Raw genomic sequence first — 23,318 nt, 5'->3', positions numbered from 1 at the left:
CTGTCTCAGCTGGCGATCCGGTCGCGTGAATGCGGCGACAGCCGGGCCCGGAACGCGGCGGTCAAGGCCGGAAGCAACCTGATGGCGTCGGTGACGATGCCCATATGCGCGAAATCGAAGATCGGCGCGTTCCTGTCGGTGTTGATGGCGACGATCAGGTCGGCGCCTTCGACGCCGACGCGGTGCTGGATCGCGCCGGAAATGCCGGCGGCGATATAGAGCTTCGGCCGGATCGTCTTGCCGGTCTGGCCGATCTGCCGGTCGGATGTGACCCAGCCTTTCTGCACCAGCGGCCGAGAGCAGCCATATTCGGCGCCCAGCACCGTAGCGAGCTGGCGCACCAGCTGAAAATTCTCCGGTGACCCCAGCCCAAGGCCGCCGGCGACGACGACGTCGGCATAGGCGAGATTGGATTTCGCGGAATCGCGATCGGGCAGGAACGACAGCACCTTCGTCACGATGTCGTCCTCGACGAGGCCGAGCGGGTGGCTGACGATGCGGCCGAGGGGACGCACGACGCGATCCGGCATCGGCATCACGCGCGGACGTACCGTCGCCATCTGCGGCCGGTAATTCAGCGTGTAGATCGTGCAGAGCAGCGAGCCGCCGAAGGTCGGCCGCGTCGCGGCGAGCGAGCCGTCGGCATCGACGTCGAGCTCGGTGCAGTCTGCCGTCAGCCCTGTAAGCAGCGTCGTCGCCACCGAACCTGCGAGGTCGCGGCCGAGCGTGGTGGCGCCAAGCAGCAGGATCTCGGGCTTGTAGGTATTGACGACGTCGGTCAGCGCCTTGGTGTAGGACTCGTTGCGATAGTCGGCGAGCAGATCGTCGGCGACCATGTAGACGAGATCGGCGCCGTAGCAAAACGACTCCGCGGCGGCGCTCTGCGTCGCCTCGCCTTCGGGTCCGATCACGACCGCGGCGAGATCGACCTTGAGCTTGTCGGCGAGCTTGCGACCGGCGCCCATCAATTCCCAGGAGACGGGGTGAACCTGGCCACGCTCCTGCTCGATGAAGACCCAAACGTGCTTGTAGGCCTTGAAGTGCTCGGGCAGCTCCTTCTTGGTCGCGGCGCGGCCCGCAGCGGGTGCGGCGGCTTTCGGTGCGGTGCTCATGTTGCTCGTTCCCCTCGCCTCAATAGCCGCGCGCCAGCGCGGCGAGCTCGGTCTCCAGCGTCGGCTGGCGCTTGAAGATGGCGTCGATCAGCGCCTCCGCCTGCTGCTCGCCGGCCTCGATCAGCGCCGCCTTCTCGCTGCGCGCCGCGGGCGCAAACACCCGCTTGACGATGGTGGGCGAGCCGCGCAGTCCGCATTTCGAGATGTCCTCGACACCGGCCTCCTGCGCGCTCCATTTCACGATCGGCGCGCGCGCCGCACGCAAGGCGTCGGCCATCGCACCGCGCCGGATCTGATTGGTCGCCTCCAGCATGGTGACGAGGCACGGCAGCCTGGTGCGCAGGAGCTGCACGCCGCCCTCGGAGCGCCGTTCCGCGTCGATGGTGCGGGCCTGCAGGTCCAGCGCGCTGATCCTCGCGACATAGGTGAGCTGCAACAGGCCAAGCCGCTTGGCGATGCCGGGGCCGACCTGCGCGGTATCGCCGTCGATGGTCTGCTTGCCGGTGAAGACGAGATCGGGCGCGCCGAACTCGGTCGAGATCTTGCGGATCGCGGTTGCGAGCGCATAGGTGGTGGCCAGTGTATCTGCACCGGCAAAGAAGCGGTCGGTCAGCAGCACCGCGCGATCGGCGCCGAAGGTCAGCGCCTTGCGCAGGGAATCCTCGGCCGACGGCGGACCCATGGTCAGCACCGTGACCTCGCCGCCGAACTGATCGCGCAGCTCGAGTGCCGCTTCCAGCGCGAAGAGGTCGTAGGGGTTGATGATGGTCGGCACGCCCTGACGCATGATGGTGTTGGTCACGGGATGCACGCGAATCTGTGCGGAGTCGGGGACCTGCTTGATGCAGACGACGATGTGCATGCGCTTCTCCAGGACTCGTCTTCGGACAACCTCGTTCAGAGCAGGAACAGCAAGTGTCGTACCAACTGCGCGAACGACGAAATTCAGATGCGGACACAGCGACTTAGAAGAGTGACGGTATCGGTTGCATCCGCTTCGGGCTGTAGGGCCGACAACGCTGCTGCGACACGCGTCGCAAATGCGACAGAGCACGGGCTCACTTCAGCGAGCCGATCTGCACCAATGTCGGCGCCTGCTTCGGTTGCGGCGCGACGGCATCCTTCAGGACCTTGAACACGCGCTGGTCGATCGGCGAGGATGCGACGAAGTCCGCATAGGCCCGCTCCAGCACCATCTTGCACCGTTCCGCCACGGTCTCGTCCGCCACGCCGGAAAAATCCTCCCCGGCAAGATACTGGCCCATGCGCCTGAGGATGTGCAGCCGCGCCACGTTGACGACTTTCGGATCGTAGTCGACGCCAAGCAGCGTGAAGAACTCCTCGGCCGCCGAGGCCTCGTTGAGTCGCGCGAGGATTCCATCAGCCATTGTCGGTCTCCATCAGGCTCTGTGGCGCGGGTGCGCCGGCATCCCGGGCGCGCCTCTGCATGTGGCCCAGCCGCGCCTCCAGGAACTCGACGCGGTCGAGCAACACGGCGATGGCGTCGCCGACGGGATCCGGCATCAAATGATGGTCGAGATCGATCCGCCCGACGACGCGGCGATGACCAAGTTGCGGACGCACGACGCGCGCGGGAATGCCGACCACGGTGACGTCGGGTGGCGTGCTGTCGATCACCACCGAATTGGCTCCGACGCGCGAGCCGGCGCCGACCGTGATCGGCCCGAGGATCTTGGCGCCGGCTCCGACCACGACCCGATCTTCCAGCGTCGGATGGCGCTTGCCGGGAAACCACGACGTGCCGCCGAGGGTGACGCCATGATAGAGCGTGACGTCGTCGCCGATCTCGGCGGTCTCGCCGATGACGACGCAGGCGCCGTGATCGATGAAGAAACGCCGGCCGATGCGCGCGCCAGGATGGATGTCGACATTGCTGGCGAAGCGCCCGAACCAGGACAACAGCCGCGCCGGAAAGCGCCAGCCGCCGGTCCACAGCCGGTTCGCGATCCGATACCAGATGACGGCATGGACGCCGGGGTAGGTCAGGAGCGTCTCGATCTGGCTGCGCGCGGCGGGATCGCGCTGGCGCACGCAGCCGACGTCCTCGCGGATCAACTTCAGCAGGGAGAGCTTGACCGGTCCGGGAGCGGACGGTTCGGCGAGCGGAATATCGACGGCACAGGCCATGGCACCCTCACGCGCAATTCAGGAGCGAGCGCTCGCGCACCTCGCGCCAGATCGCCATCACCGTCTCGCGCGCAACGGCGCCCTTGTGCTCGACGGCATGCTGGCGGACGCGGGCGAGAACGGACTTTGCTTCCTCCGGGCTGACGGACAGCTGGAGTTCGGCCAGCAGCGCGGTGATCGCCGCGAGCCCTGAATGCTTGCCGATCACGATGCGGTTGGAGCGGCCGAGCAGCCGTGGATCCAGCGCCTGATAGGTACGCTGATCCTTCAACAGGCCGTCGACGTGAATGCCGGACTCGTGGGTGAAGACGTGCTCGCCGACGATCGCCTTGTTCAGAGGGATGGCGCGCGCGGCCGCGGCCGCGACTACGGCTGCAACATGCTCCAGCTCGGACAGCACCACGCCGGTCTCGCGGCCATAGAGCTGCCTGAGCGCGACGGCGACCTCCTCCAGCGGCGCGTTGCCCGCCCGTTCGCCGAGACCGATTACCGTGACGGAGGCATGGGTCGCGCCGGCCTTGATTGCGGCAAGCGTGTTGGCGGTCGCCAGGCCCAGGTCGTCGTGACCGTGGAATTCGAGCTCGAGATCGGTGGTCGACCGAAGCGCTGCCAGCAACGCAAAGGCCGCGTCAGGATCGAGCACGCTCAAGGTATCCGCTATGCGGAAGCGCCGCGCGCCCGCGGCCTTTGCGGTGGCGATCAGCTCGACCAGGAAATCGACATCGGCACGCGAGGAATCCTCGCCGCCGACCGCGACGTCGAGGTCCCTGTCGCGGGCATAGCCGACCACCCGCCTCACCTGCTCCAGCGCCGCCGGCCGTCCGCCGCCGAGCTTGGCGGCGATCTGCACGTCGGAGGCAGGGATCGACACATTCACCATGGAGACGCCGGCCTCGATCGCGGCATCGACGTCAGACGTCCGCATCCGGCACCAGCCGATCGCGGTCGCAGGCAGGTCGGCCTCGACGATCGCCCGGATCGCGCTCACCTCGTCATGGCCCATGGCGGGCGTGCCGGCTTCGATCTCGGTGACGCCGGCCGAGGCCAGTGCGCGCGCAATCGAGACTTTTTCCGCAGTGGTGAACGCGACGCCCGGCGCCTGTTCGCCGTCCCGCAGCGTGGTGTCGTTGAGGACGACGAGTGGGAGCTGACCGCCATCCAGTCGTTTCGTCGTGTTGGAAAACACCATCCGCGCACTCCAGTCATTCATTCCGATCAGGAGTTCAGCAACCTGCGTGCCATTGTCGGAATAATCGCCAAGCAATTGAGATTACTTGACTTCTCGGCACCGCCCGCTTTGTCGCAAATGCGACAGGCTCAGACAGGCCTGTCAGGTGTCGGCGGACTTGCGGCGGACGTGGATGATGATGTCGAGCCGCGAGATCTCGTGGCCCGGCAAGGGCTCGGGCATCTGCGCAAGGACGAGCGTCTCCGGCACGTCGATCAGGACATCCTCGCCGTGAAGGTAGAAATGCGGATGCACCGACGTGTTGGTGTCGAAGAACGACCGCGAGCCATCCGGCCCGATCCGGCGCAACAGCCCGGCCTGGGTGAACTGGTTCAGCGTGTTGTAGACGGTCGCCAGCGACAGCTGGATATTGGTCTCCGCCGACTCGGCAAAGAGCATTTCCGCTGTGACATGACGGTGTCCCTGGCCGAACAACAAATCTGCCAATAACAGGCGCTGGCGTGTCGGCCGCAGGCCAGCGTCGCGCAACCGCTGGAACGTGGAGCATCCACCGTCCCGGAGCACGTGGCACGCAGATGGCCCTTCGTCCGCCACGTCGATAAAAGACCCTTCGGAATACGCGTCCATGATCACCTCACGCCGTTCGGGCGGCATCGACCCGATCGCTGTCGCCCCGCAAATAGTCCCGCCGGCGCTCGGCCATGCGGCTCTCGCCGTTCTCCTCGCCAAAACAGAGGTCGAAATCGTTGCACTGCGTGCAGACCGGCGTCGTGCACATCACGAAGCCGTCGTCCTCGCAGAGCATGCGATAGAAGAAGCGCTTCCAGCGCATATTCCTGGTGTTGCGGGTCGCCAGCGGTGCGAAATGACGCGTCAGGAGGCGCGACAGCTCGGGGCGTTCGCGCAGCCCGAGATCTTCCCAGAGGTGGTTCGGCTCCATCGCACGCCGCGCCACCATCGCCGCGAGCCAGCGACCGACATCGCCGTCGGTCGAACGCTGAGTGAGCAGGAGATCGCGCACCATGGCCGTCTCGTCGTCGACGCTCGCGTCACCCTCGCCTGTCCAGGCAAACGCCCGGGCCGGCACGGATGGGAAACATTGCGCCAGGAGCGCATCGAGGTCCCGTTCGGGCAGGCCGACCCGCTCCGCGATCGGACCGCCGTCCATGACAGCTGCCGCCAGCACCGAAGCGAGCACGTGTCGATCGAAATCGTCGTCGTCACCAATGTCGGCTTCGGCCGGATCGCTGCCGGTCAAGACGCGATAGACTTCTATTCCGGCATGCGTGCCATCGGCGATGGGGCCCGCCGGCGATGTCGTTGCGATCATCACTTGCGCTTCAATCATGGAGGGGCTCCGCCGGTGATGCCGAAACGTGCCGGCCTCCCCGTTCAGGAAGGCCGGCACGATGGTCAGGCCGACATTGCCGCGAGCTCGGCAGCGGTCTTGCCGACGACGGTCTCGTCGACCGGCTTCATGATGCCGTGCTCCATCAGCATGTCCTCGAGCTCGTCCATCGTGATCGGGGTCGGGATGATACCCTTGCCCGCGTTGTTGTGGATCTTGTGCGCAAGCTTGCGATAGTGCTCGGCCTGCTGAGATTCCGGCGCATATTCCAGCACCGTCATGCGGCGCAGTTCCGCGTGCTGGACGATGTTGTCGCGCGGCACGAAGTAGATCAGCTGGGTGCCGAGCTTCTTGGCCATGGCTTCCGCCAGCTCCAGCTCCTTGTCGGTCTGCCGTTCATTGCAGACCAGGCCGCCGAGACGAACGCCGCCGGAATTGGCGTATTTCAGAATGCCCTTGGAGATGTTGTTGGCGGCGTACATCGCCATCATCTCGCCGGACATCACGATGTAGATCTCCTGCGCCTTGTTCTCGCGGATCGGCATCGCGAAGCCGCCGCAGACGACGTCGCCGAGCACGTCGTAGGACACGTAGTCGATGTCCTCATAGGCGCCGTTCTCTTCCAGGAAGTTGATCGAGGTGATGACGCCGCGGCCGGCGCAGCCGACGCCCGGCTCCGGCCCGCCGGACTCGACGCAGCGAATGTCCCTGTAGCCGACCTTCATGACGTCCTCGATCTCGAGGTCCTCGACACTGCCGGCGTTGGCCGCGAGGCTCAGAATGGTGTCCTGCGCCTTGGCGTGCAGGATCAGGCGGGTCGAGTCCGCCTTGGGATCGCAGCCGACGATCAGGATCCTGTGACCCATCTCGGCAAGCGCCGCGAGCGTGTTCTGCGACGTCGTCGATTTGCCGATACCACCCTTGCCGTAAAACGCGATTTGTCTCAGTGAAGACATGTTGCTCTCCATCAACCGATTGCCAATGACTCCGCGCTACTCGCGCGAGATTGCTTCTCTCTCAGAAGCGTGGGCCCGCGGGGTTCGGGAAGGAGAACATCGCTCGCCAGCGGCGTCGGCGTGTTCTCAGCCCTCACTCGTTGTTGCTGCATCCAAATAGCAACTGGCGTGCCATTCGCGGCGCGCTCACTAAGACGCTGATCGCGCTCGCGAAATATTTCGACCCAGGCAGCCGACAGAAGCTGTGTCGAACCCTACAGAGGTAGGGCCTCTGTCAGAAACCGGACAAGACTCGCGGCGATTGCGGTGCAAACGCACCGCGATTTCCGCGGCCTGCACGCGGAACGGAAATTGCTAATCCACGAGGCGAAACAATTCGAGGAGAATGACGGATGCAGATCGGTGTCGAGACGGCCAAGGCAGTCGACCAGCGGCGCGTGTTCGTGGTCGACGAGGACGAGATCACCCGCGCGGCGCTCCAGTTCATGCTGCACGACGAGATCGAGACGCATGAGCTCGCCACTCCGGAGGAGGCCTATGAGAAGGGCGTGGACTGGCTGAAGCCCGACGTCGTGCTGCTCGGCGTCTCCTTCCTGAAGGCTCGCGGCCCTGCTCTGATCGGCGAGCTCGGCGCGAAGTTCCCGGGCGTGCGCATTCTCATCGTCACCGACAAATCCGACGAGACCACCGCGGTCGAGGCGATGAAGGCCGGTGCCCATGGCGCCGTGGTGAAACCGCTGACCTTGGAAGGCGTCCGCAAGAAGGTAGACACCATCCTCGGGCGTGGCGGTGCTGCGCCCCTGGTCCAGCTCAGCATGATGAAATAGGAACGTCCGCGTGGCGACCATCCTGTTCTATCAGAAGCCCGGTTGCGGGACCAACGCTCGGCAGATCCGCGCGCTGGAGGCGGCGGGTCATCAGGTGATCGCGAAGAGCCTGCTCACCGAGCCGTGGACGGCAGAGCGTCTGCTCGCCTTCTTCGGTGCGACGCCCGTCACGTCCTGGTTCAACCCGGCGGCGCCGCGGATCAAATCCGGTGAATTGAAGCCGGCAGAGATCGACGCAGCAGATGCAATCGCCTTGATGCTGGACGATCCCCTGCTGATCCGGCGTCCGCTGATCGACGTTGGCGGCGCCAGATGCGCCGGCTTCGATCGCGAACCGGTCCCATCCCTGCTCGGCGGCGAGCGAAGCGGCCTCGAGGGCTGCACACGGCCGGAGGCAATGCCGCATTGCGCGGAGCCGTGAGGCTCAGCTCCGCGCCAGCACCATCACCAGGCGATCGACGCGCCGGCCCTGCGCGAGGTGCTGCTCGACAATCTCGTCGATGTCCTCCGGCGTTGTCGGCCGATACCAGACGCCGCCGGGGTACACGACCATCAGTGGACCGGCGGCGCAGAAGCCGAGACAGCCCGATGCGGTGAAGCCGACGTCAGTCAACCCCTTCGCTTCAATGGCCTTGCCGAGCCGCTCCCACAGCGGCCCGCCGCCGGACGCTCCGCAGCTTCCGCGCGGATGGCCGGGAGGCCGCTGGGTGTGGCAGGCGAAGACGTGATGACGATAGAGCTGCGGCAGCTCGAACTCCTCGGTCATTCCGTCGCTCATGACGCCGCCACCGCAACGCCCTTGTCGTTCAGCACTGCGGCCAGCTCACCCAGCTTGAACATCTCGCGCACGATGTCGCAGCCGCCGAGAAACTCGCCCTTGACGTAGAGCTGGGGAATGGTCGGCCAGTTCGAGAACGATTTGATGCCCTCGCGGATGTCGGGATCGGCGAGCACGTTGACGCCGGTGAAGGGCACGCCGAGGCCGTTCAGGATCTGCACGACGGCACCTGAGAAGCCGCATTGCGGCGCAGCTGGAACACCCTTCATGAACAGCACGACGTCGCTGCCCGCAATGATGTCCTGGATGCGTTGTTCGGTCGGTTCGCTCATGCTTCTATCCTTCCATATTCACGTCGGCACCGCCGTTTCGAGCGCGAGCGCATGCAGCGCCTCGCCCATCTGTCCCTTCAAGGCGGCGTAGACCATCTGGTGCTGCTGGATCCGACTCTTGCCGGCAAACGCCTGCGAGACGACGCGCGCGCCGTAGTGATCGCCGTCGCCGGCGAGATCGGTCACGATCACATGAGCGTCCGGAAACGCCTCCCTGATCAATTGCTCGATCTCCGGTCCTGCCATCGCCATGTTGCACACTCCTGCTCCGGGTCTGGTCCATGCAAGCGCCAAACCAGTTTCGGAACATGTGTGTTCAGAGGGACTTGCATGCCCGGCGCCGCCGCGATGTCCGACTTGCGACAACGCCGCCTGCGTGCATGTCGATGACGTGACGAACGCCGACGGCCTCGCTCCGGACGCTGCGACGATGGCTCGCAGCGCCTCCAAACGGACGCGCTTTCGCGGCGTTTCTCATTCGGCCCGGCTTTTGCTTTGCAAGGTTGCATCCGTATTCCGATACGCCAGAAGAGGAACTCGAATTGTCTCGCACAGACTCCAGCAGATTGGGCTCCAGCAGATTGGGCGATCGGCGGCCAATCCCAATGATGGCGAACGTGCTCGTCGACTCCGACGGCATCAATTTCGGCGAGCTCGCGCCCGAGATCGACTCGCTTCTCCAGCAGGGCGTGGTGAGCTACCGGCACGACCCTGTCGAGGCCGACCGGATCTTCCGCAAGGCCCTGGATGCGGCCCCGACCGAGCTCGCAGTCTATTTTTGCCTCTACAAAACCCACACCTATCGTGGGCGGCTCGACGAGGCCCAGAGCATCGCCGAGCGCGGGCTGCGGGAGGCCGCTCACCAAGCCGGCTGGAGTCCCGATTGGCGTCGCTGGCAGCCGCAGGCCGAGCTGCCGGACGGCGCCGGCCGCTTCGCGCTCTACACGTTGAAGGCGCTCGCCTTCATCCATCTTCGCAAGGACGAACGACAGCAGGCCCACGAACTGCTGGCTGCGCTGCGCCGGCTCGACCCGACGGGAACGGTCGGCTGGTCGGTCGTTGCGGCACTCGCCGAGGGACTCCAGTGAGGTGGCGATGACGACCACAGAGCTTGCCGACAACGAGACGCTGATCGCGGGCATCGTCGCCGCGCTGCGGACGGTTCACGATCCCGAAATCCCCGTGAACATCTATGACCTCGGCCTGATCTACCGGATCGAGCCGAAGCACGACGGCGTGGTCGAGATCGACATGACGCTGACCGCGCCGGGCTGTCCGGTCGCGGGCGAAATGCTGTCGTGGGTGGAGAAGGCCGTCATCGAGGTCGGCGGCGTCGAGAAAGTCGCGGTGCAGCTGGTGTTCGACCCACCCTGGGACTCATCGCGGATGACCGACGACGTCAAGCTCGAGCTCGGCCTGCTCTAGCGGAACAACCAGAGACCCATCAGGAGGATACAATGATCGAACTGACCGCCAGCGACGGAGCGAGCTTCTCCGCCTACCGTGCCGATCCCGCCGAAGCGCCCAAGGGCGCCGTGGTCGTCCTTCAGGACGTCTTCGGTGTCACGCCCGAGATCCAGAAGATTGCCGATGCATTCGCCGCCAAGGGCTACGTAGCGATCGCGCCGTCCCTGTTCGACCGGGTGAAGCCGGGCGTCAGCCTCGGTCACGACCAGGACGGCAAGGCCGAGGGAGCCGCGATCAGCGCGCAGATCGCCAAGGAGCAGGCGATCTCGGATATCCAGGCGACGGTCGACGCTGTGAAGGACACCGGCAAGGTTGCGCTCGTTGGCTATTGCTGGGGCGGCGACCTCGCCTATTCCGCGGCGAACAAGGTCAACGGTATCGCCTGCGTGATCGGCTATGATGGCAGCAACACGGTCGCCGACCATCGCGAAAAGCGCAGGGTGCCGACCCTCCTGCACTTCTGCGAAAGCGATCCTGAGCTGCCGCTGGAGGCCATCACCCAATTCCGCGCCTGGCGCCCCGACGTCAGCACCTTCACCTATCCGGAGGCAGCCCAGGGCTTCGGCTGCGAGGAGCGCGGCAGTTTTCGCGAGGACGCGGCGGCGAAGGCGCTGGAACGGACCATGTTCTGGATCTCGCAATATGTCGAGGGACAGAAGCCGATCCTGTTGAAGAATGCCGGCGCCTACGCCCAGGCCAAGACCGAGAAGAAGAAAAAGAAGAAGGAAAACGACGATCTCGGACCGCCGATGGATTGAAGGAGTCCAGCGCGATGATGCCGACGACGATTCTCATTGACGATGCGCCGCGCTGCGTCGTGCGGCCGACCGATACCAAGGACCTCAATCGTTTCATCCGCAACGGCAAGACCTTCCTGCTGGCCGAGAAACCGGAGGGCAAGATCACACACCGCCTGGCAAATGATATCGAGATCGGCAAGTGGCAGAGCGGCCTTGCCCTGCACAAGGCGTGGGGCGGCGCCGAGGAGGAGTTCTTTGGACTGCCGCTGTCGGACTGACGCTGCGTCCCCTCAGCCGTGCCCGCCGCGCGCATCATGCGGATTGCCGGCCTGGTTGCGCATCCAGTCGGCGAGCTTGGTGAGCGCGGCATCGAGCTCTGCCCGCGCCGCTTCGTCGGCGACCGTCTCCCCCAGCGCGCCGCGCATGCACAGCAGCCAGGCGTCGCGCTCGGCGCTACCGATCGGGAAACCCATGTGACGCTGACGCAGCCGCGGGTGGCCCTTCTCCGGCGAATAGAGCTTTGGCCCGCCGGTCCATTCGGTGAGGTATCGCTTCAGCACCTGCTTGGTCGACGTCAGGTCGTCCGCATGCATGGCGCGGATGCCGGCGGCTTCGGGAGCCTCGTCCATCCGGCGATAGAAGCTTTCCACCAGGCGGTCGATGACGACCGGGCCGCCGATCCGTTCGAACATTGAAACCGTGACCACCGTATCGCTCATGCCGATGCCTTCTGTTGTACCTACTCGTCCATGCTCGGCGACAGGATAACCTCCGCCGGCGCGCCGGGGCCTTGATCGGCGACAAATTCCAGCGTGGAGACGCGCGACAGTCCGTCGCCGCTGTCCATCAGCACCACGGCGTCCCCCGGGAGATCCTTGAGGCGATCGAGCAATTGCGCGACGGTCACGCCCTGCCCTCCTAATCCGGATGGATCATGATGTCCATGGTCTCGTCATGGTCGTCGAAGGCGCCGAACGGACGGTCGTCCTCGACCAGCCGCTCGCCGCACAAGCAGACCTCGCCGTCGACCACGGCAAGCGCGATGGGCTGGAGGCTCTTGCCGTTGCAGGGGCCGTCGATGCAGAGCCCACTGTCGATCTCGAACGTGGCGCCGTGGCGACCGCATTTCAGGAACGCGCGGTCCTGCGTGAAGAAGTCGCCACTGCCGATGTTGAGCCAGACACCGTCATGCGGACAGGCATTGACGTACCCGACATAGTCGTTGCCGTGGGTCCGGATCACGACGATCGGGAACGGTCGGCTTTCGCCGGACGCGTCGAAACGCGACAGGCTGAACGCCCTCGCGCCGCCGCGTTCGATCTCGTCGCTGGCGCAGATGACGAAGACGTCGATCTCTCTCGCTCCCATCGTCACTCCTCCAGCTGGTCAGGCCGCCGGCGTGGCCGCCTGCCTCAGCGCCGTCAGCTCTTCCCGTGTCAGCCGGAACACACCCCGGCCGCCGGCAAGCGTCTGATAGACGTCGCCGGCCTTGTCGCTGAGAAAGTTGAACCAGGCCTGCGGCGTGAGGCCCTCGGGCCGCTCGCTGATCTCGACCACGGTGCCGTTCGGCGCAAAGCGCGTGTGAAGAATGAGCTTCTGCGTATCCATCATCCTGCTCCCGCGCTCAGATGCCCGACGAGAAGCCGAGCAGCTCGATCTTGACGTCCTCCGTGCCGAGCACGGTGGCCTGACAGGCGAGGCGCGACTTCGACCCGACGCCGACAATGGCGTCGAGCTTCTCGTTTTCGAGCCGCGCGATCTTCGACAGCCCCTTGCGCCCCTCCTGCACGACGATGTGGCAGGAACCACATTTCGCCTGCCCCTCGCATTTGTGAGGGATCGCGATTTCGGCGCCGAGCAGCGCAGCCAGAAGAGTCGTTCCCTCGGAAACCTCGATGGTCTTGCCTGCGGGTAGAACGGTCAGTGTGGTCATGGTCGTCATCCTCTTTCGTTGGTGATCGGCTCTTCAGTAGATCGCCGCGCCTGCGCCCACATTGATCGAGGCGTCCTTCATGGTCTCGACGATGAATTCGATCTGGCTATCCGTCAGATGGGTATGGAACGGCAGCGCGAGAGCGCGATCCGCGATCTTCTCGGTCACCAGCAGGTCGCCGCGCCGGTAGCCGAGATCGAAATAGTGCCGCTGCAAATGCAGCGGATGGCTGTAGGCGGCAGCCTCGACCTGCTCGACCCGGAGATCCTCGGCAATGGCATCCCGGCTGGAGCGGGTGAAACGGGTGCCGAGATGCACGAGATAGAGGAACCAGTTCACCTCGGTCACATCGGGACCGACATAGGGCGGCTTGATGCCTTCGAATGATTGGACATGCGTCGCATAGAGCTGCTCGACCAGCCGGCGACGCTCGATGATCTCGTCGATGCGCCTGAGCTGGGCCAGCCCAAGCGCTGCCGCGAGATCGCTGATCCCGGCCTGATGGGCCGCCGTCGAGCTCACGACAACGGAGGATCGCTCGTTCAGCCGATGTGAGCGGTGACGTCGCAACGTCACGGCAAGATCGATGTCGTCGGTGACGATCATGCCGCCCTCGCCGCAGGTCAGCAGCGAGGGCTGTGCGAAATCGAACACGGCGACGTCGCCGAAGCTGCCGACCAACCTGCCGTTGTAGCGCGAGCCGATCGCCTCGGTGGAATCCTCCAGCAGGAGAATGCCGCGCCGGCCCGCAATGTCGCGGAGCTCCGACCACGGCGCCGGATGGCCGTTGGTGTTGGCTGCGAGAATGGCCCTTGTCGCGGGCGCGATGCGCTCTTCCACCTTCTGCGGCGCCAGCGTCCCCGACCAATAGTCGATGTCGGCGAACACGGGCCGTGCGCCGGCGAGGCTGATCGCATGCGCGGTCTCGCGGAAGGAATAGGACGAGGCGATGACCTCATCGCCTGCGCCGATGCCGTAAGCCTTCAGCGCAAGCATGAGGCCAATGGTGCCGCTCGGCACCGCGATCGCATAGGCACGACCGACATAGCTCGCAAATGCGGCCTCGAACTCTTCCGCGAGCGGACCGCTGGACAGCCGCGGCGAGCGCAGGACGGCGTCCACCGCCGCGATCTCCGCCAGCGTAACGTCGGGGTCGGAGAGCGGAATGAAGTCATGGCCAGCTTCGACCGCGAGCTCGTCCGTCTCCGCAACGCCGTCATAGGCGAGAGCAGGCTCCGTCATGACACGACTGCCCGCTTCGCCAGCACGATGCCGGTCGCGCGTGCCGGATCGTCGGTGATCGCGGCGCAATGATCGGCGCTGTCGAGCAGATGCAGGTCGAACGCCCCAAAGCTGCGGTATGGCGTCTCCGTCACGTCGGAGGCGTCGCAACGGATACAGGCAAGATGGGGGAATCTTTGCCGCAACTCGACATAAGCCTGTGGCGCCGCATCCGAGGATGCCAGCACCTGCTCGATTTCAGCCAGTTCGATTGCTGCCAGCGACATCTTTCCAACTCCCGCTATTGCCAGAACACGCGCTCGGGATCGGCATTCAGGACCTCCGTCGCCGACAAGAGCCGCTGATGCACGCCGTGCAGCTTCCAGGATCCGGTCTCGTGATCCTTCCGGAACAGCTTCCAGCTCGCGCCCGCCGCATCGTAATGCAGGAGCGCGACGTCGATGACCCCGCCCGCGGCATCGATGTTCCGCGAGCAGCACGGACTCTCCACGAGATACCCGCCGGTCACGCCCTTCACCACCGGCGAGACATAGCGATAGCGCTTGCGCGATCCGAGTGCACGCTCGATCCGCCTGCGATCGAGCTCGTTGGGATGCGGGGGCAAGTGCATGTCCGGCTGTCTGAGCACCGCGGCGTTCATCGTGACATCCCTAGAGCGGACTGATTTCTTCCTCGAGGCAGCCGACCACCAGCCGCTCGCCGAACTCGACGAGGTAGATCGGCAGGTTGGCATCGGTATGCCTGCCGACCTGGACGATTTCCCCGGTACCGCCGACGCGGACGAGGAGACCTTCGGCCGGCGCATCCGGAAACGAGCCGTCATTGTGCAGGTCCACCGCCGCCTTCACGCGCTGGCCCCATTGATACTTCGGCAATCTGGGTTCGATCATCATGACACGGTCTCCGGCAGTGGAATGTCCTCGACCGCGTCGCGCGGGGTGACGGGGTCGAGCTCCTTGCGCTTCATCCCGACGCGGTTGCCGCTTTCGAGGAATTCGACGCCATAGATGTAGAACTGCTGAAGGAAGGTGCCGATCGAGACCACGTAGCCGATCTCGCCCTTCTTCGCGAGGATGTCGCCGATCTCCTTGCCGGCATAGGTGCCGTCGTTGCGGATGGTGCGCTTGGCGCGCACCTTCTCGCCGAAGCTGAAGAAAGGAGGCGCCGTCAGCTCGACCACGTCGCTGTCGCGGACGATATTGCTCATAGGGAGGCTCCCGTTCCTCGTTCCAGCCGTACCGCGACCCGCGACCGCGCGATTTCGCGCACCAGGCCGTCCTGGTCCTCGACGAGCCCCATGATCTCGCCGGCCGCAGCACGGCTCGCAACCTCGTAGCGGATGCGCCAATCCGGATCGCGGCGCATCAGTGCCAGCGGCTCCGGCGACAGGCGCTGCGCGACGTCGAGCCGCACGGCGGCGTCGCGGTCGTTGATCATGCCGAGCAGCCATTCGTCCGGAATGCGCCGGGCCACGACGCGGCGAACCTCCGCCTCCTCGTCGCCGATCATCCGGCCGAGCAGCAGCGGCGCGAGCCTGCGCGCAACGACGAGACGGACGTAATAGTCATCGTCGGAGGCCATCGGCAGCAGATCATCGCCGTCGATCAGCGTTGCGACCCGCATCCGGACCTCGCGGTGCGGGTCCTTGCGCAATTGCAGCGCATAGCGCCTGGGCAGGCGGCGAACGGCGTTCCAGCGTACCGTCTCGTCGACGTCGCCGAGCAACGGCGGAAGCAGGAACAGATTCGCAGACTTTGCGGCGATCGCGCGAACCTCGAAATGCGGATGGCCGAGATAGGCGTCGGCGAGGCCCGTATTCCAGTTGAAGAAGCGATCGATGCGGCGCGCGTAGCGATCGTTGACACAGGCATGCTTGATCCGACAGCCGCCGGCATGGTTGAGCGCCAGATGGGCGCAGGCCGTGCAATCGATCTGCTGGCCCTGCCAGTCGAGGGCCTCGTCGATGTCGTCACTCATCGTCGTGCCCCATCCGCTCGAGCACGCCCAGCAGCACCCTGGCGCCGATCTTGTCGGTGGGATCGAGCTCCAGCAGCTTCTGGACCGCGAGCCGTCCCTCGTCGGTCTCGCCGAGGCGCATCTGCAGATAGGCGTAGCCCTTCAGCGAGAACAGAAAGAAGCGCGGCAGAATGTTCTCGTAGCGGCCGAACTCGGCATCGCCAGCCCGCACGGAGCGCCAATCGGCGGGAAGATTGTTCTCCTGCGCCGCCTTGAGCAGGCAGCGACGGGCGACAGCGAGCGCCTCGGCGAGACGGCCCTTGTAGAAATAGAATCGATAGAGGCCGATCAGCACAGCGGCATGGTCGGGCGCGAGCGCCTCGGCTTCACGCAGATGACGTTCCGCGATGTCGTCCAGGTGATAGGAAAGGCCAGCTTCCCACAAATGATGTTCCGCCTCGCTCGGCAGCCCACGCCCGAGCAAGGCGCCGGTAACGAGCGCCTCGTTGATCTCGACCTGCGGGCTGACAAACGTGTCGGGCATCATTGTCGCCTGTTCAGTGATGTCCGCAGGAAACCTGCTTCGGATCGTGGAACACGAGCCCGGTCTGCGTCGCCGTATCCGCGAAATCGATGGTGACGCCGTCGAGCAGCAGGCGGCTTTCGGCGGGGAGGAACAGCTTGACGCCGTCACGCTCGACCACTGCGTCGCCGGCCTGCGGTTCAGTACGCACGCTGATGTCGGCGGCAAGGCCGGAGCAGCCGCCGGGGCTGACCGCAAGACGGAAGCCGCTGCCCGCGCCGCCGTCGACGCGGAGCATCATGCGCATGAATTTCTGCGCCGCCGGTGTGATCGTGAAATTCATCTCCTTCTCCTCCCTCAAGCAGGCGCCTGGTAGCGCGGCAGCGACGTATCGACGACGCAGGTGTTGTCGACCGGGCAGACCGCCACACATTGGGGTTCGTCGAAATGACCCAGGCACTCCGTACACTTCTTCGGGTCGATCACGAACGTCCCGCCCTTTTCGCGGATCGCGACATTCGGGCATTCCGGCTCGCAGGCCGAGCAGCTCGTGCACTGCGAGGCGATGATCTTGAACGGCATCGATTCCTCCTCAAGCCGCCGAGATCAGCGCGCCCTGGCGGATGGCGGCATCGCCGCGCTCCACGTGCTCGATCTCGCCGCTGTTGACCTTGTCGAGATAGGCCTTGAACCAGGCGATCGCGGACTTCTCGATATATTCGTGGGCGTACTGATCGACCGGCTCGATGCCGGCCTTGATCAGGTCGCCTTTCGGGCAGCCGCCGATCTTGGCCACGAACACCGCGTGGCAATCGTTGATGGCGCGGATGATGGTCTCGAGGCTGTCCTCCTCGCCATAGCCGCCCTGGCAGTAGAGGTCGACGCGGCGATGGCCGACGAATTTCGCGCCCGCCGTCGAGAGTTCGTAGACCTGGAACTCCTTGGCGTGGCCGAAATGCTCGTTGATCAAGCCGGAGCCCTTGGTCGCGACCGCAGCCAGCACCTTGATGTCGCTGGATGCACCGGCGAGCTCTGCAAGCTCCTCCTGCTTGGCCGCGACCTTGGCGACACGCTCCTCCTCGACCTTCTCCTGATACGCCTTGCGGGTCTCGGCGTCGTATTTGACCTCCATCGCCATGATCTTCTCGGTGGTGAACTCGGCGCTGCGGTCCTCGCCGAGCAGACCGACGGCGTCGGCCCGACACTGGCGGCAATGCCGCATCATGTTCATCTCGCCCTCGCAGGAATCCTGCAGCGCCTTCAACTCCTGCGCGCTCGGGCCGCGCTGGCCGTTCAGGCCGAATACGGTGCCGTGCTCCGGCGCGGAGATCAGCGGCATGATGTTGTGCAGGAAGGCGCCGCGTGACTTCACGGCCTTGTTGACCTCGACCAGGTGCTGGTCGTTGATGCCGGGGATCATCACCGAGTTGACCTTGCAGAGGATGCCGCGCTCGGTGAGCATCTCGAGGCCCTGGAGCTGCCGGTCTGTCAAGATCTTGGCGGCTTCATAGCCGGTGTAGCGCTTGTGCTTGTAGAAGATCCAGGGATAGATCTTCGCGCCGATCTCGGGATCGACCATGTTGATGGTGATGGTGACGTGGTCGACATTGTATTTCGCGATGGTGTCGACATGATCGGGCAGCATCAGGCCGTTGGTCGACAGGCAGAGCTTGATGTCCGGCGCCGTGTTGTAGATCAGCTCGAAGGTCTTGAAAGTCTTTTCCGGATTGGCGAGGGGATCGCCCGGGCCGGCAATGCCGAGCACGGTCATCTGCGGAATGGTGGAGGCGACGGCCAGCACCTTCTTGGCGGCCTGCTCGGGCGTCAGCTTCTCGCTGACGACGCCGGGGCGCGATTCATTGGCGCAATCGTACTTGCGATTGCAGTAGTTGCACTGGATGTTGCAGGCTGGCGCGACCGCGACATGCATTCGCGCGTAGTGATGATGCGCCTCTTCGCTGTAGCATGGATGGTTCTTTACCTTCTCCCAGATCTCGGTCGGCAGATCGCCCTGCCCGGCCTGCGATCCGCAGCTCGCCTTGCCGCTACCGCCGCTGGTGCCGCAGCCCTTGTGCTCGGCGATGGCCTGCATGATCTCACCGACATCGGCACCGTTGCCATTGCTGCTCGCGTCGTGTTGCGCTGAAACGTCCATGTGCTCAGTTCTCCTTGCAGGCCGAACGGATTTTGCGGGACCCGGATTTCGAGAAACGTCCTAAGAGTGGTTCTAGAAAGGTATTAGCAACCCGCATGCCACCGTCGCGCCGACGACTTTCTTGGCTTGCTTCAAGGAGTTAGAGCTCGTGCGAAAGAATGTCGGGTTGCCAACGCATGTTGGAAAGGTGACAGACGCGACATGGTCGACGAGACGCGTCGATGGACGCGCGATCTCCGCGCGAAGACTTCTCGCGCGGAGATCACCAGATCAGCAACTCGATGGAGGGTCAGCCTGCCAGCACGATCTCTATGGCGCGCGGAAGCGGGATGGCGAGCGGGGTCAGACCCTGGCTCACCAGGAAGCGCAGCTCGTTCTTCGACAGCGCGTCCGGCTCGACCACTGCATAGTGCGTGTCCGCGGAGCGCTTCGACACCTGTCGCGCATAGGTACGCAGGAGCTGATCGTTGAAGCGACAGCCGAGGAATAGGAAGCTCCGGCCCGTGCGCCGCCCCTTCACCTCGTCCGGAATCGGGGTTTGGATGTCGATCTCGGTCAAGACCTCGACATAGTCGGCGTCGGAGATCAGAAAGTTCTTCGCCGGCGCGACGCTGCCGTGGGGCTTGTAGAGGATCGTGGTCCAGTCCCTGGCCCGGGCGCGGTCGACCTCCTGGCCGGTGGCATCGTAAAACCGATACCAGCGATCCTCGCCGATGCCGGCGCGGGTGATGCCCTGGATCTCGCCCCAGTCGTCCCGACCGGCCAGCGCCGTGCGCATCGCGCCATCGTACCAGCTATCGACGATCAGGGGGAGCGGCAGCGTGGCGAGATACCGATGCAACGATGTCGGCGCGACCGGCGTCGCAAAGGCCTCCGACATCAGGGCCGTCACGGTGGCGCGATGCCGCGTGCTCTCGATGTGCTGCGCCGCGGCCCAGGCGTTGCCCCTGGCCCGCCGCGGCAGCGCAACCTTGCTACCGAGAAATGCCGCGAGACCTTCCGGGTTCATCGGCACGCTTGGCGCGGACAGCTCGGTCACGCCAGTTCCAAGATAGGGAATGACGCTGCCACTGCGAAGCCGCCCGACAACCTCGCGGAAAATCGCCTCGGCATCGGCCGGATTGGCGAACTCGATCTGGGGGACCGGCGCGTTCATCACTCGTCTCCCTCACCGCCACGCTTCTTGGCGTTGATCGTGATCGGCAGGTTGGTATCGGCAGCCATCTGCGGCAGATCGAGCACCCAACCGTTCGCGATCCGGATCCAGCCGCCCCACAGCGTCTCGTGCTCGGCTTCCACGATCGGCTCCTCGAGATCCTTCTTCGGCACGTAGATCGACAGGCCGGTCTCCGGCGAACGGCGAATCATGACTTTCATAGGCTCATCTCCGCAGGACGAGAGGTGTCGCTCGCGCGCCCTTGCCAGGACGGAGACAATGCTCTCAGTTTCGATAGGATGTCCGGCAATGCGTGCAGGACGCGGTCGATCTCGTCGCCGGTGGTTTCGCGCGACAAGGAAAAGCGGATCGCGCCGCGCAACGACGCGGCCGGCACGTTCATCGCACGCAGCACATGCGAGGGCTCCATAGATCCGGAGGCGCAGGCCGATCCCAGCGAGGCGGCAATGCCGGCACGGTTCAGATGATGGATGATGGCTTCGCCCTCGACATGCTCGAAGGCGATGTTCGAGGTATTCGGCAGCCGGCTCTTGATGTCGCCCAGCACCATGCAATGGTCGAGCCGCAGGATGCCCTGCTCCATCCGGTCGCGCAACGCGGCGATCTGCGCCCACTCCTGCTCGAATGTCACCGCTGCAAGCTCGGCTGCCTTGCCGAGACCGACGATCCCCGGAGTGTTTTCGGTGCCGGCGCGGCGGCGGCGTTCCTGAGGACCACCCAGAAGCAGCGGTTTGAATTTCGTTCCCTTGCGCACATAGAGCGCGCCGATGCCCTTGGGACCGTGCAGCTTGTGGCCGGAGAGCGAGAGCATGTCGATCTCGCTGGTCGTGAGATCGATCGGAAGTCGTCCGACCGCTTGCACCGCATCGGTATGAAACAGCGCACCGGCCGAACGAGCCATCTTGGCGAGGAACTCGACCGGGAAGACCGTGCCGGTCTCGTTGTTGGCCCACATCACGGACGCGATCGCGGTGCGTGGTCCCAGCGCGCGCCGAAAGGCCTCGATGTCCAGGCGGCCACGTGTATCCACGGGGATGAGATGGCTCTTGATGCCGCGGCTGCCCAGCTCTTCGACCAGCGACAGCACGGCGGGATGTTCCACGGCGGTGGTGACGATCTCGTCCCGTCCTTCCTGCGTGGCGAGCGCCGACAGGATCGCCGCATTGTCCGACTCGGTGCCACCCGAGGTGAAGACGATCTCGTGGTCGAAGGCGGCGCCGATCAGCGCCTGCACGTTGCGCCGCGCCTCCTTCACCGCCCCGGCAACGTCGCTACCGAAGGCGTGCATTGAAGACGCGTTGCCGAACTGGTCGGAGAAGAACGGCATCATCGCCGCGACGACTGAGGAATCCGTGCGGGTCGTCGCGTTGTTGTCGAGGTAGATCGGCCGCACGGAACCCCTCTCCTCAATGGCGCGCTTTGGCCGCTCCGGCGACAGGAATCAGGCGAACGAACTCGCCGAGCCGTTCGATCAGCCGGGCCTGAATACCCTCGAGTGTCGCGCTCGCCAGCTTGCAGAACACGCAGGCTCCGGTGAGCCTGACCATGATCTTGTTGCCATCGATCTCGAGCAGCTCGCAATCGCCGCCGTCGCGCTTCAGATTGGGCCGTATCTCGTCGAGCACGGCGCGGACGATGCGTTCGCGTTCATTGGGTTCGGCGGCCGGCAACTGCTTGTGGTGTTCGGATTCGACGAGCATTTCACATTCTCCTTCTTGCGGATCGGCGACGAGCGCCGCTCAGCTGAACGACTTGCCGCAAGAGCAGCTCGACTTGGCGTTTGGATTGTCGAAGGTGAAGCCGGAGCCCTCCAGCGCCACGACGAAGTCGATCGTGGTGCCGTTGAGATGCTCGTGGCTCTGGTTGTCCACGAACACCTTCACGCCGCCGCGCTCGATCACGGTGTCGTCGGGCTTGGCTTCTTCAGCGAGGCCCATCATGTATTTGAAGCCGGCGCAGCCGCCGGTTTCGACCATGATGCGCAAGCCACTCGCCGGCTGCGCCGCCGAGGAGATCGCGGTCTTCACCGCATTCACCGCGCTGTCCGTCAGGTTGATCATCGCTCGCCCTCGCTATCTGGGTCTGTTGCGATGAGGGATCGCAAGTCTCGTGCCAGAGCGCATAGGTCTGAAATTGCTGCATTTTCGTTCCGCCACCCGGCTGTTGCCTTTGCGACGCTTGTCGGGTTTGCGACAGGGGGCGTTCGCGGCGCTTGGACACGTGGAACGGCAACGCCATACCGGGCGATGTGCAGCCGCGCGCCGAGCCGTCCGGATTCCCGCCGCATTCGAACTTTCGGCGGATACGCAGGCAGGCGGCAAACTCCTTGCATAAGGGCAATCGAGACCTTCGCGCCGGCCAGACGGCCGCGCGGCAGATCAGACAAGGAGACATTCATGACGTCGATCGACAACACCGCCCTTGGCCGCCTGGACAAGGAAGGCCGGCTCCTGAACGCGGTGCTGAAGGGCGACACGACCAAGCCCGGCCGCTTCGGCTTTCGCGGCGACATCGCGCTGAAATTCCAGGCCCAGGTCGCCGACGAGAAGCGTCCGCCGGATTATTCGATCGAGCAGGTGCTGACCGTGGCGCAGGAGGGCGAAGAGACCATTCCGGTGCTCGCCGGTTACCTGCATTCCTACGCCTATCTCGCCGACGTCGCCAAGGTGCTGGACGGCGCGTTGAGCCCGAAAGGCAGCTACTTCATGTTCTGCAACAACATCGACCTGCTGGCCAAGTACCGTACCAGGATCGGGGACATCGAATTCCGCATCCTGCCGTGCGACGAATCGACGGTGTGGAAGGAGATGATGGACCTCGCCGGCGTGGACAAGAACGACATCAAGAAGCTCGATACCGCGGGCAAGCTCGACTATCTGCTCGATGCCGCGAGGAAGCTCGACGGCTCCTATACCGAGATCTCCTTCGAGGACGGCGTTGCGAAGATGGAGCCGGTGAAGAACCGCAACGAGAACCGCCCGGTCTGACCCATCGTCGTCAGACCTCTTCCTCGCAGGCCGTCTCGTCGTCCTCCACCAGCGTCACACCGGTCACGCAGATATCACCATCGAGCACGGCGAGCGCGATCGGCGTCAGGCTCTCGCCCTTGCAGGGCCCGTCCACGCAAGTGCCGGTTCCGAGTTCGAAGGTCGCACCGTGCTTGCCGCACATCAGCCTGGTGCCTTTCCCGTCCAGGAATTGGTGGCGCTCCCAGTCCAGGTTCACCCCATTGTGCGGGCAGCGGTTGAGATAGCCGAACACCTGCTTGCCCCAGCGCACGATCACGATCGGCCAGGGCCGCGGCGTCCCGTCTTCGCCAACGATCACGAGATGAAAGCCGATCGCCCGCTGGCTCGGGATGTCGTTGAAGGCGCAGATCGCATAGGCGGTATTTTGGTCCATGCTGTCCTCGTTCGCGGTCGGATCGTTCGACTG

General features: G+C 64.8%; 39 protein-coding genes. 7 read left to right on the top strand and 32 right to left on the bottom strand.

Going from position 1 to position 23,318, the window contains the following annotated elements:
- Positions 1 to 5: 5 nt before the first annotated feature.
- The 8 genes from AC1RQP_RS29685 to nifH form a co-directional block, all read right to left on the bottom strand.
- Complete coding sequence (locus AC1RQP_RS29685; protein ID WP_492940227.1) at positions 6 to 1,112, bottom strand: electron transfer flavoprotein subunit alpha/FixB family protein; 1,107 nt, start codon at positions 1,110 to 1,112, stop codon at positions 6 to 8.
- Positions 1,113 to 1,131: 19 nt separating this feature from the next.
- The gene (locus AC1RQP_RS29680; protein WP_492940225.1) at positions 1,132 to 1,974 is read right to left on the bottom strand and encodes an electron transfer flavoprotein subunit beta/FixA family protein; all 843 of its coding nucleotides are present in this window, start codon (positions 1,972 to 1,974) and stop codon (positions 1,132 to 1,134) included.
- Positions 1,975 to 2,170: 196 nt separating this feature from the next.
- On the bottom strand, positions 2,171 to 2,500 hold the full coding sequence (nifW, locus tag AC1RQP_RS29675) for a nitrogenase stabilizing/protective protein NifW (RefSeq protein WP_492940223.1): 330 nt from the start codon (positions 2,498 to 2,500) through the stop codon (positions 2,171 to 2,173).
- A complete protein-coding gene (cysE, locus tag AC1RQP_RS29670) occupies positions 2,493 to 3,260 on the bottom strand; it encodes a serine O-acetyltransferase (protein WP_492940221.1) in 768 nt (255 codons plus the stop codon). The genes nifW and cysE overlap by 8 nt, the downstream gene beginning before the upstream one ends.
- A 7-nt stretch (positions 3,261 to 3,267) precedes the next feature.
- On the bottom strand, positions 3,268 to 4,449 hold the full coding sequence (nifV, locus tag AC1RQP_RS29665) for a homocitrate synthase (RefSeq protein WP_492940219.1): 1,182 nt from the start codon (positions 4,447 to 4,449) through the stop codon (positions 3,268 to 3,270).
- A 141-nt stretch (positions 4,450 to 4,590) separates the two neighbouring features.
- On the bottom strand, positions 4,591 to 5,076 hold the full coding sequence (irr, locus tag AC1RQP_RS29660; protein WP_492940217.1) for a Fur family transcriptional regulator Irr: 486 nt from the start codon (positions 5,074 to 5,076) through the stop codon (positions 4,591 to 4,593).
- A 7-nt stretch (positions 5,077 to 5,083) separates the two neighbouring features.
- Complete coding sequence (locus AC1RQP_RS29655) at positions 5,084 to 5,797, bottom strand: nitrogen fixation protein NifQ (RefSeq protein ID WP_492940215.1); 714 nt, start codon at positions 5,795 to 5,797, stop codon at positions 5,084 to 5,086.
- A gap of 65 nt (positions 5,798 to 5,862) precedes the next feature.
- Positions 5,863 to 6,753 (bottom strand): nitrogenase iron protein, encoded by an 891-nt coding sequence (gene nifH / locus AC1RQP_RS29650; protein ID WP_092186110.1) that lies wholly within the window; start codon positions 6,751 to 6,753, stop codon positions 5,863 to 5,865.
- A 392-nt stretch (positions 6,754 to 7,145) separates the two neighbouring features.
- On the opposite strand from nifH, the gene AC1RQP_RS29645 reads away from it, so the two are divergent.
- On the top strand, positions 7,146 to 7,580 hold the full coding sequence (locus AC1RQP_RS29645; protein ID WP_492940213.1) for a response regulator: 435 nt from the start codon (positions 7,146 to 7,148) through the stop codon (positions 7,578 to 7,580).
- A 10-nt stretch (positions 7,581 to 7,590) separates the two neighbouring features.
- Positions 7,591 to 8,001, top strand: a complete 411-nt coding sequence (locus AC1RQP_RS29640) for an ArsC/Spx/MgsR family protein (protein WP_239625752.1) — start codon at positions 7,591 to 7,593, stop codon at positions 7,999 to 8,001.
- Positions 8,002 to 8,004: 3 nt separating this feature from the next.
- On the opposite strand, the gene AC1RQP_RS29635 is transcribed toward AC1RQP_RS29640, so the two are convergent.
- Genes AC1RQP_RS29635 through AC1RQP_RS29625 form a run of 3 tightly spaced genes read right to left on the bottom strand, consistent with a single transcriptional unit; the run spans position 8,005 to position 8,942 of the window.
- A complete protein-coding gene (locus AC1RQP_RS29635; protein ID WP_492940210.1) occupies positions 8,005 to 8,358 on the bottom strand; it encodes a (2Fe-2S) ferredoxin domain-containing protein in 354 nt (117 codons plus the stop codon).
- A complete protein-coding gene (gene grxD / locus AC1RQP_RS29630; protein WP_492940208.1) occupies positions 8,355 to 8,690 on the bottom strand; it encodes a Grx4 family monothiol glutaredoxin in 336 nt (111 codons plus the stop codon). The genes AC1RQP_RS29635 and grxD overlap by 4 nt, the downstream gene beginning before the upstream one ends.
- An 18-nt stretch (positions 8,691 to 8,708) precedes the next feature.
- Positions 8,709 to 8,942 carry a BolA family protein gene (locus tag AC1RQP_RS29625; protein ID WP_061026939.1) on the bottom strand — a complete coding sequence of 78 codons (234 nt, stop codon included), beginning with the start codon at positions 8,940 to 8,942 and terminating at the stop codon, positions 8,709 to 8,711.
- Positions 8,943 to 9,298: 356 nt separating this feature from the next.
- Between AC1RQP_RS29625 and AC1RQP_RS29620 the strand changes: the two genes are divergently transcribed.
- From AC1RQP_RS29620 to AC1RQP_RS29605, 4 genes are read left to right on the top strand one after another with little or no spacing between them, the layout of a single operon-like run.
- A complete protein-coding gene (locus AC1RQP_RS29620; protein WP_131871022.1) occupies positions 9,299 to 9,778 on the top strand; it encodes a hypothetical protein in 480 nt (159 codons plus the stop codon).
- Positions 9,779 to 9,785: 7 nt separating this feature from the next.
- Positions 9,786 to 10,115, top strand: coding sequence for an iron-sulfur cluster assembly protein (locus AC1RQP_RS29615; protein ID WP_492940206.1), 330 nt, complete (start codon positions 9,786 to 9,788; stop codon positions 10,113 to 10,115).
- Between the two features lie 32 nt (positions 10,116 to 10,147).
- On the top strand, positions 10,148 to 10,915 hold the full coding sequence (locus AC1RQP_RS29610) for a dienelactone hydrolase family protein (RefSeq protein WP_492940204.1): 768 nt from the start codon (positions 10,148 to 10,150) through the stop codon (positions 10,913 to 10,915).
- Between the two features lie 14 nt (positions 10,916 to 10,929).
- Positions 10,930 to 11,175 (top strand): hypothetical protein, encoded by a 246-nt coding sequence (locus AC1RQP_RS29605; RefSeq protein WP_061026966.1) that lies wholly within the window; start codon positions 10,930 to 10,932, stop codon positions 11,173 to 11,175.
- A 12-nt stretch (positions 11,176 to 11,187) separates the two neighbouring features.
- Here the strand turns inward: AC1RQP_RS29605 and AC1RQP_RS29600 are convergent, their stop codons facing one another.
- The 20 genes from AC1RQP_RS29600 to AC1RQP_RS29505 all read right to left on the bottom strand — a co-directional run bounded on the left by AC1RQP_RS29600 (position 11,188) and on the right by AC1RQP_RS29505 (position 21,943).
- On the bottom strand, positions 11,188 to 11,616 hold the full coding sequence (locus AC1RQP_RS29600; RefSeq protein ID WP_492940202.1) for a group II truncated hemoglobin: 429 nt from the start codon (positions 11,614 to 11,616) through the stop codon (positions 11,188 to 11,190).
- A 20-nt stretch (positions 11,617 to 11,636) separates the two neighbouring features.
- The gene (locus tag AC1RQP_RS29595; RefSeq protein WP_197433667.1) at positions 11,637 to 11,804 is read right to left on the bottom strand and encodes a hypothetical protein; all 168 of its coding nucleotides are present in this window, start codon (positions 11,802 to 11,804) and stop codon (positions 11,637 to 11,639) included.
- An 11-nt stretch (positions 11,805 to 11,815) separates the two neighbouring features.
- Positions 11,816 to 12,265: a Rieske (2Fe-2S) protein gene (locus AC1RQP_RS29590; protein WP_492940200.1), complete on the bottom strand. Its 450-nt coding sequence runs from the start codon at positions 12,263 to 12,265 to the stop codon at positions 11,816 to 11,818.
- An 18-nt stretch (positions 12,266 to 12,283) separates the two neighbouring features.
- On the bottom strand, positions 12,284 to 12,505 hold the full coding sequence (locus AC1RQP_RS29585) for a hypothetical protein (RefSeq protein WP_061026935.1): 222 nt from the start codon (positions 12,503 to 12,505) through the stop codon (positions 12,284 to 12,286).
- A gap of 16 nt (positions 12,506 to 12,521) precedes the next feature.
- A complete protein-coding gene (locus AC1RQP_RS29580; RefSeq protein WP_492940198.1) occupies positions 12,522 to 12,830 on the bottom strand; it encodes a 2Fe-2S iron-sulfur cluster-binding protein in 309 nt (102 codons plus the stop codon).
- A 33-nt stretch (positions 12,831 to 12,863) separates the two neighbouring features.
- A complete protein-coding gene (locus AC1RQP_RS29575; RefSeq protein WP_492940196.1) occupies positions 12,864 to 14,072 on the bottom strand; it encodes a DegT/DnrJ/EryC1/StrS family aminotransferase in 1,209 nt (402 codons plus the stop codon).
- Positions 14,069 to 14,338 carry a DUF6129 family protein gene (locus AC1RQP_RS29570; RefSeq protein ID WP_131870842.1) on the bottom strand — a complete coding sequence of 90 codons (270 nt, stop codon included), beginning with the start codon at positions 14,336 to 14,338 and terminating at the stop codon, positions 14,069 to 14,071. The genes AC1RQP_RS29575 and AC1RQP_RS29570 overlap by 4 nt, the downstream gene beginning before the upstream one ends.
- A gap of 14 nt (positions 14,339 to 14,352) precedes the next feature.
- A complete protein-coding gene (locus tag AC1RQP_RS29565) occupies positions 14,353 to 14,712 on the bottom strand; it encodes a DUF3024 domain-containing protein (protein WP_492940194.1) in 360 nt (119 codons plus the stop codon).
- A 10-nt stretch (positions 14,713 to 14,722) separates the two neighbouring features.
- Entirely contained in the window at positions 14,723 to 14,962 is a 240-nt protein-coding gene (locus tag AC1RQP_RS29560; RefSeq protein WP_061026964.1) for a nitrogen fixation protein NifZ, read from the bottom strand.
- Positions 14,962 to 15,279: a nitrogen fixation protein NifZ gene (locus AC1RQP_RS29555; RefSeq protein ID WP_131870840.1), complete on the bottom strand. Its 318-nt coding sequence runs from the start codon at positions 15,277 to 15,279 to the stop codon at positions 14,962 to 14,964. The genes AC1RQP_RS29560 and AC1RQP_RS29555 overlap by 1 nt, the downstream gene beginning before the upstream one ends.
- Positions 15,276 to 16,049 (bottom strand): 4Fe4S-binding leucine-rich repeat protein, encoded by a 774-nt coding sequence (locus AC1RQP_RS29550; protein WP_492940192.1) that lies wholly within the window; start codon positions 16,047 to 16,049, stop codon positions 15,276 to 15,278. Before AC1RQP_RS29550 ends, AC1RQP_RS29555 begins: the two co-directional genes overlap by 4 nt.
- Positions 16,042 to 16,575 (bottom strand): hypothetical protein, encoded by a 534-nt coding sequence (locus AC1RQP_RS29545; RefSeq protein ID WP_492940190.1) that lies wholly within the window; start codon positions 16,573 to 16,575, stop codon positions 16,042 to 16,044. Before AC1RQP_RS29545 ends, AC1RQP_RS29550 begins: the two co-directional genes overlap by 8 nt.
- A gap of 10 nt (positions 16,576 to 16,585) precedes the next feature.
- Positions 16,586 to 16,894, bottom strand: a complete 309-nt coding sequence (locus tag AC1RQP_RS29540; RefSeq protein ID WP_061026928.1) for a HesB/IscA family protein — start codon at positions 16,892 to 16,894, stop codon at positions 16,586 to 16,588.
- 14 nt (positions 16,895 to 16,908) lie between these two features.
- Positions 16,909 to 17,133 (bottom strand): 4Fe-4S binding protein, encoded by a 225-nt coding sequence (locus tag AC1RQP_RS29535; protein ID WP_092184534.1) that lies wholly within the window; start codon positions 17,131 to 17,133, stop codon positions 16,909 to 16,911.
- Positions 17,134 to 17,143: 10 nt separating this feature from the next.
- Complete coding sequence (gene nifB, locus AC1RQP_RS29530) at positions 17,144 to 18,706, bottom strand: nitrogenase cofactor biosynthesis protein NifB (protein WP_239625774.1); 1,563 nt, start codon at positions 18,704 to 18,706, stop codon at positions 17,144 to 17,146.
- A gap of 289 nt (positions 18,707 to 18,995) precedes the next feature.
- Positions 18,996 to 19,862 (bottom strand): SIR2 family NAD-dependent protein deacylase, encoded by an 867-nt coding sequence (locus AC1RQP_RS29525; RefSeq protein WP_492940187.1) that lies wholly within the window; start codon positions 19,860 to 19,862, stop codon positions 18,996 to 18,998.
- Positions 19,862 to 20,083: a putative nitrogen fixation protein NifT gene (gene nifT, locus AC1RQP_RS29520; RefSeq protein WP_061026926.1), complete on the bottom strand. Its 222-nt coding sequence runs from the start codon at positions 20,081 to 20,083 to the stop codon at positions 19,862 to 19,864. Before nifT ends, AC1RQP_RS29525 begins: the two co-directional genes overlap by 1 nt.
- Positions 20,080 to 21,276, bottom strand: coding sequence for a cysteine desulfurase NifS (gene nifS, locus AC1RQP_RS29515; protein WP_492940185.1), 1,197 nt, complete (start codon positions 21,274 to 21,276; stop codon positions 20,080 to 20,082). Before nifS ends, nifT begins: the two co-directional genes overlap by 4 nt.
- A gap of 13 nt (positions 21,277 to 21,289) precedes the next feature.
- On the bottom strand, positions 21,290 to 21,583 hold the full coding sequence (locus tag AC1RQP_RS29510) for a NifU family protein (RefSeq protein ID WP_239625779.1): 294 nt from the start codon (positions 21,581 to 21,583) through the stop codon (positions 21,290 to 21,292).
- A gap of 39 nt (positions 21,584 to 21,622) precedes the next feature.
- Positions 21,623 to 21,943 carry an iron-sulfur cluster assembly accessory protein gene (locus tag AC1RQP_RS29505; protein WP_194392707.1) on the bottom strand — a complete coding sequence of 107 codons (321 nt, stop codon included), beginning with the start codon at positions 21,941 to 21,943 and terminating at the stop codon, positions 21,623 to 21,625.
- Between the two features lie 336 nt (positions 21,944 to 22,279).
- On the opposite strand from AC1RQP_RS29505, the gene AC1RQP_RS29500 reads away from it, so the two are divergent.
- Entirely contained in the window at positions 22,280 to 22,870 is a 591-nt protein-coding gene (locus tag AC1RQP_RS29500; RefSeq protein ID WP_492940182.1) for a hypothetical protein, read from the top strand.
- Positions 22,871 to 22,880: 10 nt separating this feature from the next.
- Here AC1RQP_RS29500 and AC1RQP_RS29495 read toward each other — a convergent pair whose 3' ends face one another.
- Positions 22,881 to 23,285, bottom strand: a complete 405-nt coding sequence (locus AC1RQP_RS29495) for a Rieske (2Fe-2S) protein (protein WP_492940180.1) — start codon at positions 23,283 to 23,285, stop codon at positions 22,881 to 22,883.
- Between the last annotated feature and the right edge of the window lie 33 nt (positions 23,286 to 23,318).

The sequence above is a fragment of the Bradyrhizobium sp. GW821-FHT13H06 genome, from assembly GCF_058803975.1.
The sequence above is the reverse complement of the archived record's forward strand: the minus strand, read 5'-3'. Positions and strand labels throughout refer to the sequence as shown.

What these genes read in the sequence shown, in the direction of transcription:
- AC1RQP_RS29550 (WP_492940192.1), bottom strand. Translation starts at nt 16,049, where the DNA reads ATGAGTGACGACATCGACGAGGCCCTCGACTGGCAGGGCCAGCAGATC.
- AC1RQP_RS29590 (WP_492940200.1), bottom strand. Translation starts at nt 12,265, where the DNA reads ATGGGAGCGAGAGAGATCGACGTCTTCGTCATCTGCGCCAGCGACGAG.
- cysE (WP_492940221.1), bottom strand. Translation starts at nt 3,260, where the DNA reads ATGGCCTGTGCCGTCGATATTCCGCTCGCCGAACCGTCCGCTCCCGGA.
- AC1RQP_RS29505 (WP_194392707.1), bottom strand. Translation starts at nt 21,943, where the DNA reads ATGATCAACCTGACGGACAGCGCGGTGAATGCGGTGAAGACCGCGATC.
- AC1RQP_RS29585 (WP_061026935.1), bottom strand. Translation starts at nt 12,505, where the DNA reads ATGGATACGCAGAAGCTCATTCTTCACACGCGCTTTGCGCCGAACGGC.
- AC1RQP_RS29625 (WP_061026939.1), bottom strand. Translation starts at nt 8,942, where the DNA reads ATGGCGATGGCAGGACCGGAGATCGAGCAATTGATCAGGGAGGCGTTT.
- AC1RQP_RS29525 (WP_492940187.1), bottom strand. Translation starts at nt 19,862, where the DNA reads ATGAACGCGCCGGTCCCCCAGATCGAGTTCGCCAATCCGGCCGATGCC.
- AC1RQP_RS29610 (WP_492940204.1), top strand. Translation starts at nt 10,148, where the DNA reads ATGATCGAACTGACCGCCAGCGACGGAGCGAGCTTCTCCGCCTACCGT.
- AC1RQP_RS29535 (WP_092184534.1), bottom strand. Translation starts at nt 17,133, where the DNA reads ATGCCGTTCAAGATCATCGCCTCGCAGTGCACGAGCTGCTCGGCCTGC.
- AC1RQP_RS29560 (WP_061026964.1), bottom strand. Translation starts at nt 14,962, where the DNA reads ATGATCGAACCCAGATTGCCGAAGTATCAATGGGGCCAGCGCGTGAAG.
- AC1RQP_RS29555 (WP_131870840.1), bottom strand. Translation starts at nt 15,279, where the DNA reads ATGAGCAATATCGTCCGCGACAGCGACGTGGTCGAGCTGACGGCGCCT.
- nifH (WP_092186110.1), bottom strand. Translation starts at nt 6,753, where the DNA reads ATGTCTTCACTGAGACAAATCGCGTTTTACGGCAAGGGTGGTATCGGC.
- nifB (WP_239625774.1), bottom strand. Translation starts at nt 18,706, where the DNA reads ATGGACGTTTCAGCGCAACACGACGCGAGCAGCAATGGCAACGGTGCC.
- AC1RQP_RS29500 (WP_492940182.1), top strand. Translation starts at nt 22,280, where the DNA reads ATGACGTCGATCGACAACACCGCCCTTGGCCGCCTGGACAAGGAAGGC.
- AC1RQP_RS29540 (WP_061026928.1), bottom strand. Translation starts at nt 16,894, where the DNA reads ATGAATTTCACGATCACACCGGCGGCGCAGAAATTCATGCGCATGATG.
- AC1RQP_RS29510 (WP_239625779.1), bottom strand. Translation starts at nt 21,583, where the DNA reads ATGCTCGTCGAATCCGAACACCACAAGCAGTTGCCGGCCGCCGAACCC.
- AC1RQP_RS29615 (WP_492940206.1), top strand. Translation starts at nt 9,786, where the DNA reads ATGACGACCACAGAGCTTGCCGACAACGAGACGCTGATCGCGGGCATC.
- AC1RQP_RS29575 (WP_492940196.1), bottom strand. Translation starts at nt 14,072, where the DNA reads ATGACGGAGCCTGCTCTCGCCTATGACGGCGTTGCGGAGACGGACGAG.
- AC1RQP_RS29635 (WP_492940210.1), bottom strand. Translation starts at nt 8,358, where the DNA reads ATGAGCGACGGAATGACCGAGGAGTTCGAGCTGCCGCAGCTCTATCGT.
- irr (WP_492940217.1), bottom strand. Translation starts at nt 5,076, where the DNA reads ATGGACGCGTATTCCGAAGGGTCTTTTATCGACGTGGCGGACGAAGGG.
- AC1RQP_RS29495 (WP_492940180.1), bottom strand. Translation starts at nt 23,285, where the DNA reads ATGGACCAAAATACCGCCTATGCGATCTGCGCCTTCAACGACATCCCG.
- AC1RQP_RS29680 (WP_492940225.1), bottom strand. Translation starts at nt 1,974, where the DNA reads ATGCACATCGTCGTCTGCATCAAGCAGGTCCCCGACTCCGCACAGATT.
- nifT (WP_061026926.1), bottom strand. Translation starts at nt 20,083, where the DNA reads ATGAAAGTCATGATTCGCCGTTCGCCGGAGACCGGCCTGTCGATCTAC.
- AC1RQP_RS29620 (WP_131871022.1), top strand. Translation starts at nt 9,299, where the DNA reads ATGGCGAACGTGCTCGTCGACTCCGACGGCATCAATTTCGGCGAGCTC.
- AC1RQP_RS29545 (WP_492940190.1), bottom strand. Translation starts at nt 16,575, where the DNA reads ATGATGCCCGACACGTTTGTCAGCCCGCAGGTCGAGATCAACGAGGCG.
- AC1RQP_RS29645 (WP_492940213.1), top strand. Translation starts at nt 7,146, where the DNA reads ATGCAGATCGGTGTCGAGACGGCCAAGGCAGTCGACCAGCGGCGCGTG.
- AC1RQP_RS29605 (WP_061026966.1), top strand. Translation starts at nt 10,930, where the DNA reads ATGATGCCGACGACGATTCTCATTGACGATGCGCCGCGCTGCGTCGTG.
- AC1RQP_RS29655 (WP_492940215.1), bottom strand. Translation starts at nt 5,797, where the DNA reads ATGATTGAAGCGCAAGTGATGATCGCAACGACATCGCCGGCGGGCCCC.
- AC1RQP_RS29565 (WP_492940194.1), bottom strand. Translation starts at nt 14,712, where the DNA reads ATGAACGCCGCGGTGCTCAGACAGCCGGACATGCACTTGCCCCCGCAT.
- AC1RQP_RS29570 (WP_131870842.1), bottom strand. Translation starts at nt 14,338, where the DNA reads ATGTCGCTGGCAGCAATCGAACTGGCTGAAATCGAGCAGGTGCTGGCA.
- AC1RQP_RS29685 (WP_492940227.1), bottom strand. Translation starts at nt 1,112, where the DNA reads ATGAGCACCGCACCGAAAGCCGCCGCACCCGCTGCGGGCCGCGCCGCG.
- AC1RQP_RS29600 (WP_492940202.1), bottom strand. Translation starts at nt 11,616, where the DNA reads ATGAGCGATACGGTGGTCACGGTTTCAATGTTCGAACGGATCGGCGGC.
- nifW (WP_492940223.1), bottom strand. Translation starts at nt 2,500, where the DNA reads ATGGCTGATGGAATCCTCGCGCGACTCAACGAGGCCTCGGCGGCCGAG.
- grxD (WP_492940208.1), bottom strand. Translation starts at nt 8,690, where the DNA reads ATGAGCGAACCGACCGAACAACGCATCCAGGACATCATTGCGGGCAGC.
- AC1RQP_RS29580 (WP_492940198.1), bottom strand. Translation starts at nt 12,830, where the DNA reads ATGACCACACTGACCGTTCTACCCGCAGGCAAGACCATCGAGGTTTCC.
- nifV (WP_492940219.1), bottom strand. Translation starts at nt 4,449, where the DNA reads ATGGTGTTTTCCAACACGACGAAACGACTGGATGGCGGTCAGCTCCCA.